Consider the following 15,455-nt stretch of genomic DNA (forward strand, 5'->3'; position numbering starts at 1 on the left):
CGCAGCCGGACTTCTTTGGCTGTCTGCAAACAATTGACAATAAAGAATTGCATCCATGTCCTTTCTGAAAGAACCCGAATATTCGCATGGCAGGATCGCCAAAACGGCGGTGGTGCTGATCAATCTCGGCACGCCCGATGCGCCGACCACGGCCGCTGTCAGGCGCTACCTGAAAGAGTTTCTATGGGATCCGCGCGTGGTGGAAATACCGCGCGCGCTATGGTGGCTGATCCTGAATTGCATCATCCTTCCTTTCCGTTCCAGCAAATCGGCTGCCAAATATGCATCGATATGGGCGCGTGAAGGTTCGCCGCTGAAAATCCATACCGAAAAGCAGGCGCTGCTGCTGAAAGGCTATCTGGGAGAACGCGGCCATGAAGTGCATGTCGCCTATGCGATGCGGTACGGCTCCCCTTCCATCCCGTCGGTGCTTGCAAAGCTGAAGGCAGACGGCTATGAACGCATCATGGTCTTGCCGGCCTACCCGCAATATTCCGGCTCTACGACTGCGTCCAATTTCGACACCGTTTTCCGTTACTACCAGCAGGTCAGGAACGTCCCGGAGCTGCGCCTGGTCAGGGGCTACCACGACCACGAGGCCTATATCGATGCGCTGAAAACCTCGATACTGGACTACTGGCAATCCAACGGCAGGCCGGAAAAACTGGTTATGAGCTTCCACGGCCTGCCCAAGGCTTTCCTGATGCGCGGCGATCCCTATCATTGCGAATGCTATAAAACCGCGCGCCTGCTGGCGGAACAACTGGGCCTGAACAAAGACCAGTACATCGTCAGCTTCCAGTCCCGCCTGGGTCGCGCGGAATGGCTGCAGCCCTATACTGCGCCTACCGTGAAGGCGCTGGCCAAACAGGGCGTGAAACGCGTGGACGTGGTCTGCCCCGGCTTCATCGCCGACTGCCTGGAAACACTGGAAGAAATCGCAATGGAAGTACGCCAGGACTTCCTGGTCGCGGGCGGCAAGGAATTCCACTACATTCCCTGCCTGAATGAAAACCCGGCATGGATGCGCGGCATGGCGGAAATCGCCGAACAGCACCTGATAGGCTGGCCGACCATGATGACCGGCAGCCTGCGCGAAAAACAAAAGCAGGACGCGCTGATCAGCCGTTCGGAATCCAAACGCATTGGGGCCGAGCAGTGACAACGGCACAGAAGACCTTCGTGGTCGGCGACATCCAGGGCTGCTGCGACCAGCTGGACCAGCTGCACCGGGAGATCACGTCTAGGCATCCCGATGCCAGGCTGCTGTTTGCCGGGGACCTCGTCAACCGAGGTCCCCGTTCGCTGGCCACGCTGCGTTTCGTACACCGGCTGGCGCAGCACCAACAAGCCGATACCGTACTCGGCAACCACGACCTGCACCTACTGGCAATCGCCAACGGCTTGCGCAAGATACACCGCAGCGACACGCTCAACGACATCCTGCAGGCGCCGGACAAGGACACCCTGCTGGATTGGCTACGGCACCGCCCGCTGGCATTGCATACGGAAGGACATTTGCTGGTGCACGCCGGTGTGTTTCCGCAATGGACGCTGGCACAGGCACTCGATCTGGCGCAGGAAGTGCAAGACATATTGCGAGGTCCCAACTGGCTGGATCTGCTGCAGCAGATGTACGGCAACACGCCCGCCCAATGGAGCAACAGCCTGCGCGGCCCCGACCGCTGGCGCTGCATCATCAATGCGTTTACCCGCATGCGCTTTTGCAATGCGGATGGCGTCATGGATTTCGACAGCAAGGACGGCATCGCCGACATCCCGAAAGGTTTCCTGCCGTGGTTCGATGTACCGGGCCGGCAGACCGCCACAACGCCGATCGCGTTTGGCCACTGGTCTACCTTAGGCCTGATCATGCGGCCCAATCTGCTGAGCCTGGATACAGGCTGCATCTGGGGAGGCCAACTGACTGCGGTTGCACTGGATGACAGGGAACTCGTACAGGTAGAGTGTCCGCAACAGATGCGGCCGGGGGAATGAGCTTATCCTCGCAGCGTCTACCAAGCTTTTGACTGCTTCAGCTTCTGCACAATAAACATCATATTTCAAGATTGTTGGCCGAGCGAGTAGCTTGACGGCTTTTATCGGTTTTGCTCCATCTCCAACATTTGAAGAAATACATCCCTTAAAGCAAAACCAGCCTGATGTGGCTGTCGAGCTTGTTTTTGAAGTTAAATCCGCTGGGGATACTGCATTTTGTTGTGCACAAAATGTGATGACGCCAGGCTAGCGTCATCACCCGTAGAGCAAGTCTGCGGTCGCCTTTCTTTGCTTACCTTCTTTGGCGAAGCAAAGAAAGCTAAGTAGCTACCAGGCTACCCCCGGCCAGCAATCTGGAAGTCAAGCCGCCCGTCATCGGGGCCGCAAAGCGAAGTACTGATGCGAAGATCAGTCAATCGCCATCCCCAAACCTCGTGCCACAGCAGCCCGCGCCACCAAGGCTACATCCCGGCGGTGTGCGCCATCCGTGGCAATCTGCGGCATCCGCACCAGCTCCGCGTGCATGCCGCCTGCCCTCAATATTACCGCCATGCTTTCCACGAAAGTCATGTCTCCAATGAAGTCGGCTGCCGGATGCAGTGCGCCACTGCCATCTACATAGCGTACTGCAAACGGCTGTATCGGCACCTGTGCCTGTATTGCGGCTTCAAACAGGTTCGCATGGAAAGGCAGCAGGCTGCCTTGCGGCGCGGTCGTGCCTTCCGGGAAAAATGCCACGCGCTCGCCGGCCTTGATCTGGTGTACCAGACCTTCATAGATCTTGCGGACTTCACGCTGCTTGCCGCGCGCGATAAAGATCGTGCCGGATTTTTCGCACAGCCAGCCTATCAGCGGCCATTGGCGGATGTCGGATTTAGCAACGAAATGGCAAGGCTGGATGGAGTTCATCACAAAGATGTCCAGCCACGACACATGGTTGGCTACGATCAGCGCGCGGCCGGCAACGGCGCCCTCGGTCTGGTCGCGGAAGCTTGCATCGACTTTGACGATCTGCAGCAGCTTGCGCGACCAGCGGCGTATCAGGCGCTCATGGAAGGCCGCGCCGGTCCATGGGAATACCAGTGCGCAGGTCAGCAGTCCTGCAAACAAATGCACGGTTACGCGTGCGAAGCGCCAAGCTATCATGCCTACCTTTTTTGATTATTCTTATTGACGGAAGCTTGTTCAATGCATCGCATCGAACGCCAGATGACCGGCAACGATGGTTGCCTTTACCACGCCCGGCAATTCATAGCCGAGGAAAGGCGTATGCTTGCCCTGGCTGATCAGCTTCTTCGCTTCCACGGTCCAGCGCTCAGCGGGGTCAAACAGGCAGACGTCGGCTACCCGGCCGACACCGAGCTGGCCGCAAGGCAGACCGGTAACCCTCGCCGCATCCGCAGTAATGCGGGATACAGCCTGGCCCAGCGAGACCTCGCCGCGGCTTTCTTCCGCCCATTTCAGTGCCAGCGACAGCAGCAGTTCCAGCCCGGTGGCGCCAGGCGAGGCTTCAGCGAACGGCAGCAGCTTCTCGTCGTCGTCAACCGGCGTATGGTCGGAGCAGATTGCATCGATCGTGCCGTCCTGCAAGGCAATCCGGATGGCATCGCGGTCGCGTTGCGAGCGTAAAGGCGGGGTCAGGCGGGCGTTGGAATCGAAGAAGCCGATATCGGCGTCCGTGAGGTGCACGTGATGGGCGCCGACATCGCAAGTCAGGGATAAACCCTGCTTCTTGGCCTGGCGCACCAATTCCAGCCCGGCGGCGGACGAGATGCGGCACAAATGGACCTTGGCGTCTGTCGCGCGCATCAGTTCGAATAGCGTATGCAGGGCAATGGTTTCGGCCATTACCGGCACGCCGGACAAGCCCAGGCGCGACGCCAGCGGGCCGCTATGGGCGACACCGCCCTTGCCAATGAAGGCGTCCTGCGCACGCAGCCAAACGGTGTACCCAAAGGTACCCGCATATTGCAGCGCACGCTGCAGCACATTGGTATCCTGGATCACGGTTTCCGCCTGCGAGAAGCCGATGCAGCCGGCTTCGGTCAGTGCGGCCATCTCGGTCAGCGCTTCGCCCTTCAGGCCCACCGTCAGTGCGCCCAGCGGATAAACGTGCGCCTTGTTCTGGGTCCTGGCGCGTTGTTTCAGCATTTCCACCAGGCCGGACTCATCCAGAACCGGATCGGTGTCCGGCGGGCATACCAGGCTGGTGACGCCGCCGCGCATGGCGGCCTGCAGTTCGGACTCCAGCGTGGCCTTGTATTCGAAACCGGGCTCGCGCAGCCTGGCGCTCAGATCCACCAGGCCGGGCGCTACGACAAGGCCGGTGGCGTCTATGGTTTTATTTGCGATAAAGTCGGCGGGCGCCTGGCCCAGCGCAACAATTTTTCCGGCAGCGATGAACATATCCTGCACAGCGTCCATGCCGTTGGCAGGGTCTACGATGCGGCCGTTCTTGATATGGATTTTCATATTGTTTTGTTTCCTGCTTAGTTTCCGGCGACGATGCTCATCACCGCCATGCGCACCGCGATACCGAAGGTAACCTGAGGCAAGATGACTGCCTGCGGACCATCTGCCACTGCAGAATCGATTTCCACGCCGCGGTTCATCGGCCCCGGGTGCATGACGATTGCATCCGGCCTGGCCAACGCCAGGCGCTCCGGCGTCAGTCCATAATTCTTGAAATATTCCTGCGCCGACGGCAACAGCGCGCCACTCATGCGTTCATTCTGCAGGCGCAGCATGATGATCACGTCCACGCCTTTAAGACCTTCGTTCATGTCGCTGAAGACCCGCACACCCATCTGCTCCAGGCCGGACGGCATCAGTGTGCGCGGCCCTATCACCCTCACCTCCGGCACGCCCAGCGTGGTCAGCGCATGGATGTCCGAACGTGCCACGCGGCTGTGCAGCACGTCGCCGACAATCGCTACCGTCAGCTTGCTGAAGTCTTTCTTGTAGTGCCGTATGGTGTACATGTCCAGCAAGCCCTGCGTGGGATGCGCATGACGGCCGTCGCCGGCATTGACCACATGCACATGCTGCTGGTTGGTATCGTTGAGATGCTTGGCGATCAGGTAGGGTGCGCCTGAAGAAGAATGGCGCACGACGAACATGTCGGCATGCATCGCCGCCAGGTTGTCTATCGTATCCAGCAGCGATTCGCCCTTGCTGGTGCTGGAGGCGGCGATGTTCAGGTTGATGACGTCGGCCGACAGGCGCTTGGACGCGATCTCGAACGTGGTGCGGGTGCGCGTGGAATTTTCAAAGAACAGGTTGAACACGCTTTTGCCGCGCATCAGCGGCACTTTTTTCACTTCGCGGTCACTGACGCTGACAAAGGACGAGGCCGTGTCCAAAATATGGGTGACGATCGACTTGGGCAAGCCTTCTATGGTCAGCAGGTGCTGCAGTTCGCCGTGCTTGTTGAGTTGGGGATTATGCATGGTCTATGCTCAGGCTGAATGTGCCGTCATCTGCGCGCTGCAGGTTGATGGAACAGATTGTGTCGTAAGCGGCTGCGTCGGCGGTATGCGCGACAAAATCAGCGGCAATGGGCAACTCCCTGCCGCCGCGGTCCACCAGCGTGGCCAGCATGATCTTGGCAGGCCGGCCGTAGTCGAACAGCTCATTGATTGCCGCACGGGTCGTGCGGCCGGTGTACAGTACGTCATCCACCAGGATGATGCTGGCGCCATTGACATCGAAAGGAATTTGCGTGGGCTTGACCTCAGCATGCAGGCCTTTTTGCGCATAGTCGTCGCGGTAAAAAGAGACGTCGATGAATCCCGGCTTGCTGTGCAGCGCGAGGTCGCGAACGAGGCGCTCCGCCAGCCAGGCTCCGCCGGAATAGATACCGACGATCGCCAGTTTTTGCGTATCCGGCGAAGCGGAACCAGCCGTCAGGGGAGACTTCAGATACGACTGAATCTGGGCCAGCAGATCCCGGTACAGGGCTTCTGCATCAAGGCTGGAGGTGGACGTGGTCATGGGAGTGGGGTCTGGTCAAAATATTGTTGCAGGATAAGGGCTGCCGCTTGCGCATCGATGCGCTCGCCGCGTTTTGCAGAAATCACCGCGGACGAATACCGCTCGTCCACCAGTTCCACCGCCACGCCATAACGGCCGTGCAGCTGGTTGGCGAAACGCCGGCAGCGCTGGGTCATTTCATTGGCTTCGCCATCCTGGTGCATCGGCAGGCCGACGACACACAGTGCGGGTTGCCAGGTGTTGATGACTGCGGTAATTTCAGCGAACTTGCCGTCGTTGGTGGCGGCGCTGATGATGCATAGCGGCTGTGCCTGGCGCAATACGGTATTTCCTACCGCAACGCCGGTGCGCTTGAGGCCGAAATCGAAGGCCAGTACGGTGCCATTTACAGCGGACCCGACGGATTCAGCGGTTCCAAGGCGGGAAGCTGCAGTTTCCACTGCAGCCATCAGGCGTGCCCGGCTTCGGAGGCCAGCATCATCGGATCTATGCCCAGCAGCTTGATGGCGGCCAGGAAACGCTCTTCTATCGGCAAATCAAACATGATGCTGGCATCGGCGGCAACTGTCAGCCAGCCGTTTGCCAAGATCTCCTGCTCCAGTTGCCCGGCACTCCAGCCGGCATAGCCGACGCTGATCAGCACCTTGTCCGGTCCATCGCCTGCGGCCACCGCCTCCAGTACGTCGCGCGACGTCGTGAAGGCAATGTCATCGGTCACCTGCAGCGAAGAAGAAAATTTGCCGACCGGCGCATGCAGCACAAATCCGCGATCATCCTGCACCGGGCCGCCAAACATGACCGGCTGCTGGCGCATGGGGTGGGAATTGGGAATGATTTCCAGTTTCAGATCGATGCGGTCGAACAGGCCGGAAATCGTCATGTCGGTCGGCTTGTTAATGACCAGGCCCATCGCTCCGCGCTGATTATGCTCGCACAGGTAAATGACAGAGCCGCCGAACATAGGATCCATCATCGAAGGCATTGCGATCAGGAAATGATTGGATAGATTCAGCCCGTTGTTGTCTGCAGCATCCGCAGAATCGGATAAAACAGAAGGCTGGGACGGAGTGTTGGGCTCCGACTTTGAACTTTCTCCAAATAGGCTGGAGAGATGAGGTTTGATTTGCTTCGCCATGGACGACATTTTAGCATTTTTGCTGCTTTATAGTCCGATATAGGCCGATTCCCGGCAAAACCGCCGCTACCGTCGCAAGCCATGAAGCCACAAGAGGCAGAAACAAAAATAAGATGCCCATGAAATTGCTTTTTAAACAAATTTCATCGAAGCAATCCCATGTTTCAGTCCTGGCTGCTGTTTGAGTGCTGTTATCGTTACAATAGACACTTGTCAGTTTCTCGGTACTTCCATGCCTTCTACACTCCCCTGCTCGCTGGTCTGGTTTCGGCGAGACTTGCGCTGCTTTGACCATGCGGCCCTTTACCATGCGCTGAAACACAGCAAGCAGGTGTATTGCGTTTTCATATTCGACAAGGCCATCCTGCAAGACCTGCCGTCAGCAGACAGGCGGATCGCCTTCATCCACGACAGCATTACGGAGCTGGCGCGGGAACTGGAAAAATACGGCGGTTCGCTGATTGTGCGGCATGGCCTTACGGAACAGGAAATCCCCAGGCTGGCGGCGGAACTGGGGGCGAAGGCCGTATTTGCCAATCATGACTATGAGCCGCAAGCAGTGCAGAGGGATGATGCGGTGCGAAAAAACCTGGCGGCTTTCGACTGTACGCTGAATACGTACAAAGACCAGGTCATTTTTGAGAAGGATGAAGTGCTGTCACTGGCCGGCACGCCCTTTTCCGTTTTTACGCCATACAAGAATGCGTGGCTGAAAAAGATGTACGCGGAAGGCGGTGATTTCTATTGCACATCCTACCCCGTTGAACGATATACGGCGCGGCTGGCAGCGCATGGCGACCGTACCGTCCCTTCGCTGCAGCAGCTGGGCTTTGGCGACAGCGAAGGCACTCGCATGGTGACGCCGCCCGGAATGTCGGGCGGCGCCAGCCTGCTGGAGGATTTCCTGTTCCGCATCCACCAGTATGACGTGACACGCGATTTTCCCGCCGTCAAGGGACCATCCTACCTGTCGGTGCATCTGCGCTTCGGCACCGTATCGATACGCCACCTGGTGCGGGAAGCGCTGAACTGCATACGCACGGAGACCGTCAATCCAGGCGCCCAGGTATGGCTGTCGGAATTGATATGGCGCGATTTTTATTTCATGATCCTGCACCACCATCCGCACGTAGCAGAACGTGCATTCAAGCTCGACTATGACGCCATCCGATGGGAATCCGGCACCCATGCGGAAAGACTGTTTGACACATGGTGCCAGGGCAAGACCGGCTATCCGCTGGTGGATGCCGCGATGTGCCAGCTGAACCAGACCGGCTACATGCACAACCGGTTGCGGATGGTGACTGCCTGCTTCCTGATCAAGGACCTAGGCATAGACTGGCGCTGGGGCGAACGCTATTTTGCATTGCAGCTCAATGACTTCGACCTGTCCGCCAACAACGGTGGCTGGCAGTGGGCGGCCTCTTCCGGCTGCGATGCACAGCCCTACTTCCGGATTTTTAACCCTGTCACACAATCGGAGAAATTCGATGCCGATGGCAAATTCATCCGCCGCTACCTGCCGCAACTCGGCAAGCTGGACGCGCGCCAGATCCATGCGCCGTGGAAACTGACGCCGCAGGCGCTGAAAGCCGCAGGCATCACCCTGGGCGCAGAGTATCCGCCGCCTATCGTGGAACATGATGCGGCCCGCAAGGAAACGCTGGCCCGCTATGCGGTAGTGAAGAAGGTTCAGGAATCCCAATAAAAAACGCCCGGAACAGGTCCGGGCGTTTCCGATGCTCAATGTGGCAAGGCGTTTAGTTCACTGCTTTCTCGCCGACGAAACGGATAATCGCCTCCAGCAAATCATCCTCGCGGTAAGGCTTGCCGAAGTACTCGTTGACACCCAGTTCATACGCATAGTTCTTGTGCTTATCGGCAGTACGCGACGTGATCATGATGATTGGAATACCGGCAGTACGCGCATCGCTACGCACATTGCGTGTCAAGTCAAACCCGTCCATGCGCGGCATTTCAATATCGACCAGCATCACGTCCGGCGTAACCGACTGCAACTGCTCCAGTGCGTCAATTCCGTCTTTTGCCAGCACGACCTGATAGCCTTCGCGCGACAGCAGGCGCTGCGTCACACGGCGCACCGTCAGCGAATCATCGACCACCATGACGATATGCTGCGTGCGCAGACCCTGCACCGGTTTTACCTGCGTTCGGTTCAATTCAGGATTATGCGCAATATCGGCGACGGCACCCATTTCCGGCAGGCCGGATTCGGTTTGCGCCAGCGGATGGCGTACCTGTTCATGCTCCATTTTCGCGGCAAGCGGCACCGGATTCAGGATCAGTACGATTTCGCCGGAACCGAGCACCGTGGCGCCTGCAATACCTATCATGCGGGACAACTGCGGGCCGATGTTCTTCACAACGACCTCGCGATTGCCGATCACGTCGTCGACGTGCACGGCAACACGCTCGCTACCGCTCTTCATGATCAGCACAGGCGAATATTGCTGCGATACCGGAGCGGTATCATGCTCGCCCAGCATCGCCGACAGGTAGTGCAGTGCAACGCGGCTGCCCTGCCACATGATGGCGCCGTCGTTATACGCGGCCGCCAGTACCGGCGCCTTCAGCTGCTGCACCTGCTCCACCAGCACGGATGGCAAGGCGTAAGTCCTGCCGCCGGAAGTCAGGATGACCACCTGGGTTACCGCCAGCGTCAATGGCAGATGGATCGTGAAATGCGCGCCCTGGCCGTCTACCGATGTCACAGATACCCTGCCGCCCAGCGATGCCGCCTCCGAGCGCACCACGTCCATGCCCACACCACGTCCAGCCAGCTCGGTAATTTCACTGGCAGTGGAGAAGCCCGGTTCAAAGATCATGTTGACTGCTTCGGCATCCGTGGCCTCGTCGTCATAGCCCAGCAGGCCGACCGACTTGGCTTTTTCGCGGATGCGGCCCAGATTCAGGCCCTGGCCGTCATCGGTGAAATGGATCACCACTTCATTACCTTCCTGGCGCACTTCCACCAGCAATTCGCCGACTTCGTTCTTGCCTGCCGCACTGCGGCGGTCGCGGGTTTCTATGCCGTGCACGATCGCATTACGCAGCAGATGCTCAAATGGCCCGGCCATTTTTTCCAGCACGCTGCGGTCCATCTCAACCGACGCGCCGCGTATATCCAGGTTGACGCGCTTGTCCAGTTCCTTGGACGCCTGCCGCGTAACGCGGTACAGCCGCTCTGAAATACTGGCGAAAGGCACCATGCGCACGCGCATCAGGTCCTGTTGCAATTCGCGGGTAAGGCGGGCCTGTGCATGCAAGCCGTCCGAAGCGCCATCGATGGTGCGGGTCAGATTGGTCTGCACTGTTGCGACGTCGCTGACGCTTTCGGCCATCATCCGCGTCAACTCTTGCAGGCGGGTAAACCGGTCGAATTCCAGCGGGTCGAATTCACGGTCGCCGGACAGCGACATGCGGGAACTGATCTGCGTTTCGGCCTGGATTTCCACTTCGCGCAACTGGTCGCGCAGGCGGTTGACGTTTTCAGTCAATTCCACCATTGAAGACCTGAGCGTGCCGACTTCATTTTCCAGCTTGGAACGCGAGATTGATACCTCACCGGCCTGGTTGACCAGGCGATCCAGGATATCGGCGCGCACCCGCACCAGCGGAGACGCAGCGGCAACCGCCCTCGGCGCCGCCGTTGCCGCATGCGCAGGCTGGGGCCTGGCTGCGGACGCGGTACCCTGTACTACAGGCAGTTTTGCCCCAGTATCCTGCTCAACCCCGGTTGCAGCTTCTTCCGACTGGCCGCGATCAAACTCGCCGACGGCCTGCATAGGCTCGTCGTCTGCACCTGCCGCTGCTCCGGAGGACGGCACGGGAATTTCGGCAGCAGCCGGATTTTGCAGACGCTCAAACAGGTGCATCGAATGATCATGCCGCATCAGCAAGTCGTCCAGCAAAGGCTGGCGCACCGCTCCACCGGCATGCATCAGGTTTTCTATGCGGGCTTCCATATCATGCGTATGCTGGCCCAATTGCATGGCGCCGGCCATCCGCGCACTACCCTTGATAGTGTGCATCAGACGCAGAATGGATTGCGGTATGGCGCCGTCGTCGGGATGCTGCTGCCATGAGCGCAGCAACTGGCCCACCATTGGCAGCAAATCGTTGCCCTCTTCAATAAAGACCGGCAGCAAATCGGCATCCAGGTCGTCCTTGATCCGCAGTTCGGGATCCAGTGCTGCTGTTGCTGCTTCAAACGCCGGCACCACCGCGACGCTGGCAGGCGTTTCCACGAGCGGCTCGACCAACTCGACAGGCACGTCGGTGATGTCGATCACTTCGGCAGCAGCGGTAAATTGCGCCGGATCGGCGTCCGAATCGGCGCGCGCACTTAGCGCCTGCAACAGTATCTCTAGGTTATGCACTTCATCCGGCGCGCGGTCAGCCATTTCGGACAATGCAAATTTTTGCAGCATGCGCTTCACGCATTCCACGCAATTATCCAGAACATCGAATTCGGCGGAATCCAGTACAACCGGATGTTTTTCTATTCTTTGCAATACCAGTTCCAAGGCATGCGCGAGCTCCTGTGCGGCCTTCAGGCCTACCGTGGCAGAGCTTCCCGCCAGCGAATGCGCAGCGTGCACTGCGTGCAATGACACCGGCCGGTGCGATTCATGCCGCCACTCGGCAAAATCCTGCGCCAGGTAGCGGACAATTTCATCGGTCTCGGCCATGTAGATCGTATGCAGCGGCAGGCTGATTTCTATATCGCCGATACGCTTGATGTTGTCGTCCTGCACGGGCATGGCCTGGGACATATCCGGAAAGTCCAGCACTTGCGCCATCACGCTGTCATGGGTATCCGCACTGCTGACCAGATGCAGGTTTTCCGGATGGGCGTGCGCGGGCTCCAACTGGAAGACATTGTCATGGTGAACGGCTTGATGATCGGGATGGTGGTGCTCATCTCCATGCTCTTCCGGTTGCACCGCTTCAGGCAATTCCACCGGTTCCGCCGGTGCTTCCGTAATCAAATGCAGCGGTTCGATCGACGCAACAGGTTCGGCCTCCCTGACGATTTCCTGCGGCGCCTCTACCGGCATCTCCGGCGAAACCTCGGGAAAAACGTCAGGAATGGAATGCTCAGCAGCTGGCTCGGTAAACTCCGCCATAGTGCCGCCGTGTTCGGCCGGCATGGCAAATTCGGTCGCAATTGCTGCTTCAGGCAGCAAATCCAGTTCCGGGATTCCTGGACTGGCAGCAGGTTCTTCTGCAGGATGAACAGGGACAACAGCCTCTACCTCAGCAGGCAGGTCTTCCACGTGCAAGGCTTCCAGCAAAATTTCGGGTTCCGATGCAAGGCCGGCTGCCCAGTCGGGAATCGCCTCGGCTGCCGGCGCTGCGGACAGCTCGGAAATCTCGAATGCAGGGATGTCGGCTGGCGTATCCGGAACATGGGAAAGTTCCGGCAATAAAGGCGTGCCGAAATCCAGAGGCGCAATATCCAGCGATTCGATATCATCTGCTTGCGGCAGAGTCGCATCGATGGAAGGCAGTTCATGCGGTGCAAACGCATCAACAACAACATGCTCGATTGCCGGTTCCGCTTCGACGGCCAGCGGTGGCAACAGAGGCGCAGCCTGCTCCAGCTCAGGCACCGGCGCACTCAAAGGTTCGGCAGCTACGGCGTCAACCACAGCCGCTGCGGCAGCGGGAGTAACGATAACGGGAGTAACGACAACAGGCTCTTCATACGCGAAACTTTGCCCCGCCTTGACTCTTTCCGCCGCAGCGATGATCGCAGCGCCGGTACGCGGAGAATGGCCGCGTTGCTTCAGGTCTTCCACCCACAGGAATAATTCCTGTGCAGCCTTGTCCAGCAGCGAATACAGGTTTTCGTTACCAATACGCGAATCGGACAGCCACAGGTTCATCACCTGCTCTATGCTCCATGCGGCTTCGCCGAAAGTATTCAGGCCGACCATGCGGCCGCTGCCTTTGAGCGTATGGAAAGAACGGCGCAGGCTGGTCAGGTATTCCTGGTTGCCCGTATCGTGCCGGGACAAAGGTATGGTTTTCTGGACAAACTCCAGCACCTCATCCGCTTCCATCAGGAAAATTTCCAGCAACTCGGCATCAATCGCTTCATCGCTACCCGGTATTTCCAGGTCGGCGGCAGGCGCGGCGACCTGTTCCGTATTGGTCGCGGCAACGATCTCGTGCAGCGAGCCTGCATCCGGCGATGCGCTGAAATCGGTATTGTCCAGCAGGTCGATCGCGTTACGTGCGCGATCGGACGCCGCAGGGTCGTCCAGCAGGCTGGCAACCGAACGCTCCTGCTCCAGAGAGTCCTTCAATTGCGCGTGCAGTTCGGAACTGCCGGGATGATCCGCCAGCGATGCCGCCAGCTTGGCCGATTGCTGCTGTTGCAGCACCAGTTCCTGCTCGGCAGTGACGACCGTTTGCGCTTCCTGGTGCTTACTTTCCTGCGGCGTCGTGTTTGCGTAGCTCGCCGGCAGTAACTCCTTTTCGGCGGGTTTCTCCAGCATGTTGGAGCGGAACAAGCCCTGCTCCGCATCGAAGCTGAATTTTTTCTTCGCCGCTTCCGGCTGGTTCTGCAGTGTCTCAATAAAGAAAGACAGTGCGCCTATGTTTTGCGCCACGTTCTGGTAAACCGCCGCGTTGGCGTCTACCTGCTCGGCTCCGGATACTTCGGGGAACTGGGCAATCATGTTGCGTGTGTGTTCCACGGCCAGCATCGCATCGTCCTGGTCCAGGATGGCAAGCGCGCCGCCCACCTGATGCAGCACGCCGTCGATAGGCGTAAGGCTGTCTTTGCTGACGGGGTCGCGGAAATATTCATCCAGCGTTTTTTCCGCCTGGCGCAGGCTGTTCTGCATTTCGCCGACCAGCACGGCCATGGTCTGGCGCTGCTGTGCTTCCTTGGAAATTTCACCTATCCAGGCAGCCTGGGTTTCGGGTATATCGCCGGACACGATGGACAGCAGGCGCGCGGTAATTTCATCGGCCCGTTCCGAGAAATTCGCGGGCAGGCGCATGATATGGTCCAGCGCATTTTCGACGAACAGCAGACTGGTGGCCAGTTCCAGCCCGATGTTGTTGCTCTCAGGCGCATGCGCCGCATGCCGGGCCAGGCCGTTGAGCTCCCGCAGCAACTTGGTCAGCGGGGCCGAACCCAGGCCGGTGCCGGCATCCGCCAGCTCCTTCATCTTGCCGGCAAATTTATCTGCCAGGCCTGCTTCGCCATTGGCGATGCGGCCCCACAGGTTCTTGACGTGCGACAGGTGTTCTTTGGCGCTGGCCAGCACATTGGCGGCGACCTGGCCATAATTTTTCTGCTCGTAATCCAGCGGCACCTGGTTTTCCAGCTGGTACGCCTTGCGGATCTGCGCAACGAAGGGCGACGGCTGCTTGACCTGTGCGATAAAAAATAACGCATCCCGCAGCAGGCGTTCGGGAATATTGGTGACGCCTTCGACCAGACGCCTGATCTGCAGGTTGATGCGCCCAAAAATCTGTTTGACGTATTGCGTATTTTCGATGGAGCCTTGCGCCACCGATTCGATAAACCCGCGCATGACAACCCAGAAGGCCTTGGCCTGCGGGCTGGTCTGCCCCTGCTCCACTTCCTTGATCAGTTCGTGCATGGCCTGGGCGCCGGCCCTTTGCTGCGCAGCATCCTTGCTGGTCAGTACAGGCAGCAGCAGTTTTTCAAAACGCTGCCTCAGCTCTACATAATTGACCGGCAATATATTCGGACTAAGCGTCAGTTCCGGTATCTGCTCCTGCACCGACAGCGCCGGGAAAAACAGGTCTGCAGGGTGGATGCGGTCCGCTCCGCGCAATTCCAGCAGGCTGCGGTAGTAGGGAAACAGGCGCACCGGCTGGTGCGGACTGCCGGACAACAGGTCTTCCAGGTAGCTGAGGACGGCGTGGAAGGCATCGCTGATGACTTCCACATGCGCGCCGTTCAGCTCCAACTGGCCGGCGTGCAGGCGGTCTATCAGGTCTTCTATGGTTTCGGTGACGATGGATACGCCGTCTATATCGACGATCTGCAAGGCGCCGTGCGCCTGGTGCAGGTAGCTTTTGGCATGGCGCAGCATGGTTGCCTGCGTCTCGCTGTCCTGGCCTATCGCGTCCGACAGCTGTTTGCCGGCGCTGGTGATCGCCTCGCGCACTTCACCCATGACCCAGGACAAGGGGCCGATATCAAACTGCTCTTCTGACGACACTGAAAAATCGGATGTCATGCGTGCTCCGCAAACTCAAAGGGCAACAACGGCAAACTGCCCGTCACTATTACCGCATATTTATGATCACACCAGGG

The 15,455-nt window shown here is 58.7% G+C and carries 10 protein-coding genes; 3 read left to right on the top strand and 7 right to left on the bottom strand.

The features are described 5' to 3' along the window. The first annotated feature begins 55 nt into the window (after positions 1 to 55). On the top strand, positions 56 to 1,162 hold the full coding sequence (gene hemH / locus ACO0LO_RS11660; protein WP_422964400.1) for a ferrochelatase: 1,107 nt from the start codon (positions 56 to 58) through the stop codon (positions 1,160 to 1,162). Further along, entirely contained in the window at positions 1,159 to 1,998 is an 840-nt protein-coding gene (locus ACO0LO_RS11665; RefSeq protein WP_422964401.1) for a symmetrical bis(5'-nucleosyl)-tetraphosphatase, read from the top strand. The genes hemH and ACO0LO_RS11665 overlap by 4 nt, the downstream gene beginning before the upstream one ends. A gap of 408 nt (positions 1,999 to 2,406) precedes the next feature. Here ACO0LO_RS11665 and ACO0LO_RS11670 read toward each other — a convergent pair whose 3' ends face one another. Genes ACO0LO_RS11670 through ACO0LO_RS11695 form a run of 6 tightly spaced genes read right to left on the bottom strand, consistent with a single transcriptional unit; the run spans position 2,407 to position 7,126 of the window. Next, positions 2,407 to 3,144, bottom strand: a complete 738-nt coding sequence (locus ACO0LO_RS11670; protein WP_422964402.1) for a lysophospholipid acyltransferase family protein — start codon at positions 3,142 to 3,144, stop codon at positions 2,407 to 2,409. A gap of 39 nt (positions 3,145 to 3,183) precedes the next feature. After that, complete coding sequence (locus ACO0LO_RS11675; protein WP_422964403.1) at positions 3,184 to 4,470, bottom strand: dihydroorotase; 1,287 nt, start codon at positions 4,468 to 4,470, stop codon at positions 3,184 to 3,186. A 17-nt stretch (positions 4,471 to 4,487) separates the two neighbouring features. Beyond that, positions 4,488 to 5,447 carry an aspartate carbamoyltransferase catalytic subunit gene (locus tag ACO0LO_RS11680; RefSeq protein WP_422964404.1) on the bottom strand — a complete coding sequence of 320 codons (960 nt, stop codon included), beginning with the start codon at positions 5,445 to 5,447 and terminating at the stop codon, positions 4,488 to 4,490. Next, complete coding sequence (pyrR, locus tag ACO0LO_RS11685) at positions 5,440 to 5,991, bottom strand: bifunctional pyr operon transcriptional regulator/uracil phosphoribosyltransferase PyrR (RefSeq protein ID WP_422964405.1); 552 nt, start codon at positions 5,989 to 5,991, stop codon at positions 5,440 to 5,442. The genes ACO0LO_RS11680 and pyrR overlap by 8 nt, the downstream gene beginning before the upstream one ends. Further along, positions 5,988 to 6,440, bottom strand: a complete 453-nt coding sequence (gene ruvX / locus ACO0LO_RS11690; RefSeq protein WP_422964406.1) for a Holliday junction resolvase RuvX — start codon at positions 6,438 to 6,440, stop codon at positions 5,988 to 5,990. The genes pyrR and ruvX overlap by 4 nt, the downstream gene beginning before the upstream one ends. Further along, the gene (locus ACO0LO_RS11695) at positions 6,440 to 7,126 is read right to left on the bottom strand and encodes a YqgE/AlgH family protein (RefSeq protein WP_422964407.1); all 687 of its coding nucleotides are present in this window, start codon (positions 7,124 to 7,126) and stop codon (positions 6,440 to 6,442) included. Before ACO0LO_RS11695 ends, ruvX begins: the two co-directional genes overlap by 1 nt. 232 nt (positions 7,127 to 7,358) lie before the next feature. On the opposite strand from ACO0LO_RS11695, the gene ACO0LO_RS11700 reads away from it, so the two are divergent. Further along, positions 7,359 to 8,834, top strand: coding sequence for a cryptochrome/photolyase family protein (locus tag ACO0LO_RS11700; protein WP_422964408.1), 1,476 nt, complete (start codon positions 7,359 to 7,361; stop codon positions 8,832 to 8,834). 52 nt (positions 8,835 to 8,886) lie between these two features. On the opposite strand, the gene ACO0LO_RS11705 is transcribed toward ACO0LO_RS11700, so the two are convergent. After that, positions 8,887 to 15,378, bottom strand: coding sequence for an Hpt domain-containing protein (locus ACO0LO_RS11705; protein WP_422964409.1), 6,492 nt, complete (start codon positions 15,376 to 15,378; stop codon positions 8,887 to 8,889). Positions 15,379 to 15,455: the final 77 nt, after the last annotated feature.

Origin of the sequence: Undibacterium sp. TJN25 (assembly GCF_049339885.1) — a bacterium.
GTDB lineage: Bacteria > Pseudomonadota > Gammaproteobacteria > Burkholderiales > Burkholderiaceae_D > Undibacterium.

Coding starts and splice junctions, on each gene's coding strand:
- pyrR (WP_422964405.1), bottom strand. CDS start 5,991: ATGACCACGTCCACCTCCAGCCTTGATGCAGAAGCCCTGTACCGGGAT.
- ruvX (WP_422964406.1), bottom strand. CDS start 6,440: ATGGCTGCAGTGGAAACTGCAGCTTCCCGCCTTGGAACCGCTGAATCC.
- ACO0LO_RS11675 (WP_422964403.1), bottom strand. CDS start 4,470: ATGAAAATCCATATCAAGAACGGCCGCATCGTAGACCCTGCCAACGGC.
- ACO0LO_RS11705 (WP_422964409.1), bottom strand. CDS start 15,378: ATGACATCCGATTTTTCAGTGTCGTCAGAAGAGCAGTTTGATATCGGC.
- ACO0LO_RS11670 (WP_422964402.1), bottom strand. CDS start 3,144: ATGATAGCTTGGCGCTTCGCACGCGTAACCGTGCATTTGTTTGCAGGA.
- ACO0LO_RS11700 (WP_422964408.1), top strand. CDS start 7,359: ATGCCTTCTACACTCCCCTGCTCGCTGGTCTGGTTTCGGCGAGACTTG.
- ACO0LO_RS11680 (WP_422964404.1), bottom strand. CDS start 5,447: ATGCATAATCCCCAACTCAACAAGCACGGCGAACTGCAGCACCTGCTG.
- hemH (WP_422964400.1), top strand. CDS start 56: ATGTCCTTTCTGAAAGAACCCGAATATTCGCATGGCAGGATCGCCAAA.
- ACO0LO_RS11695 (WP_422964407.1), bottom strand. CDS start 7,126: ATGGCGAAGCAAATCAAACCTCATCTCTCCAGCCTATTTGGAGAAAGT.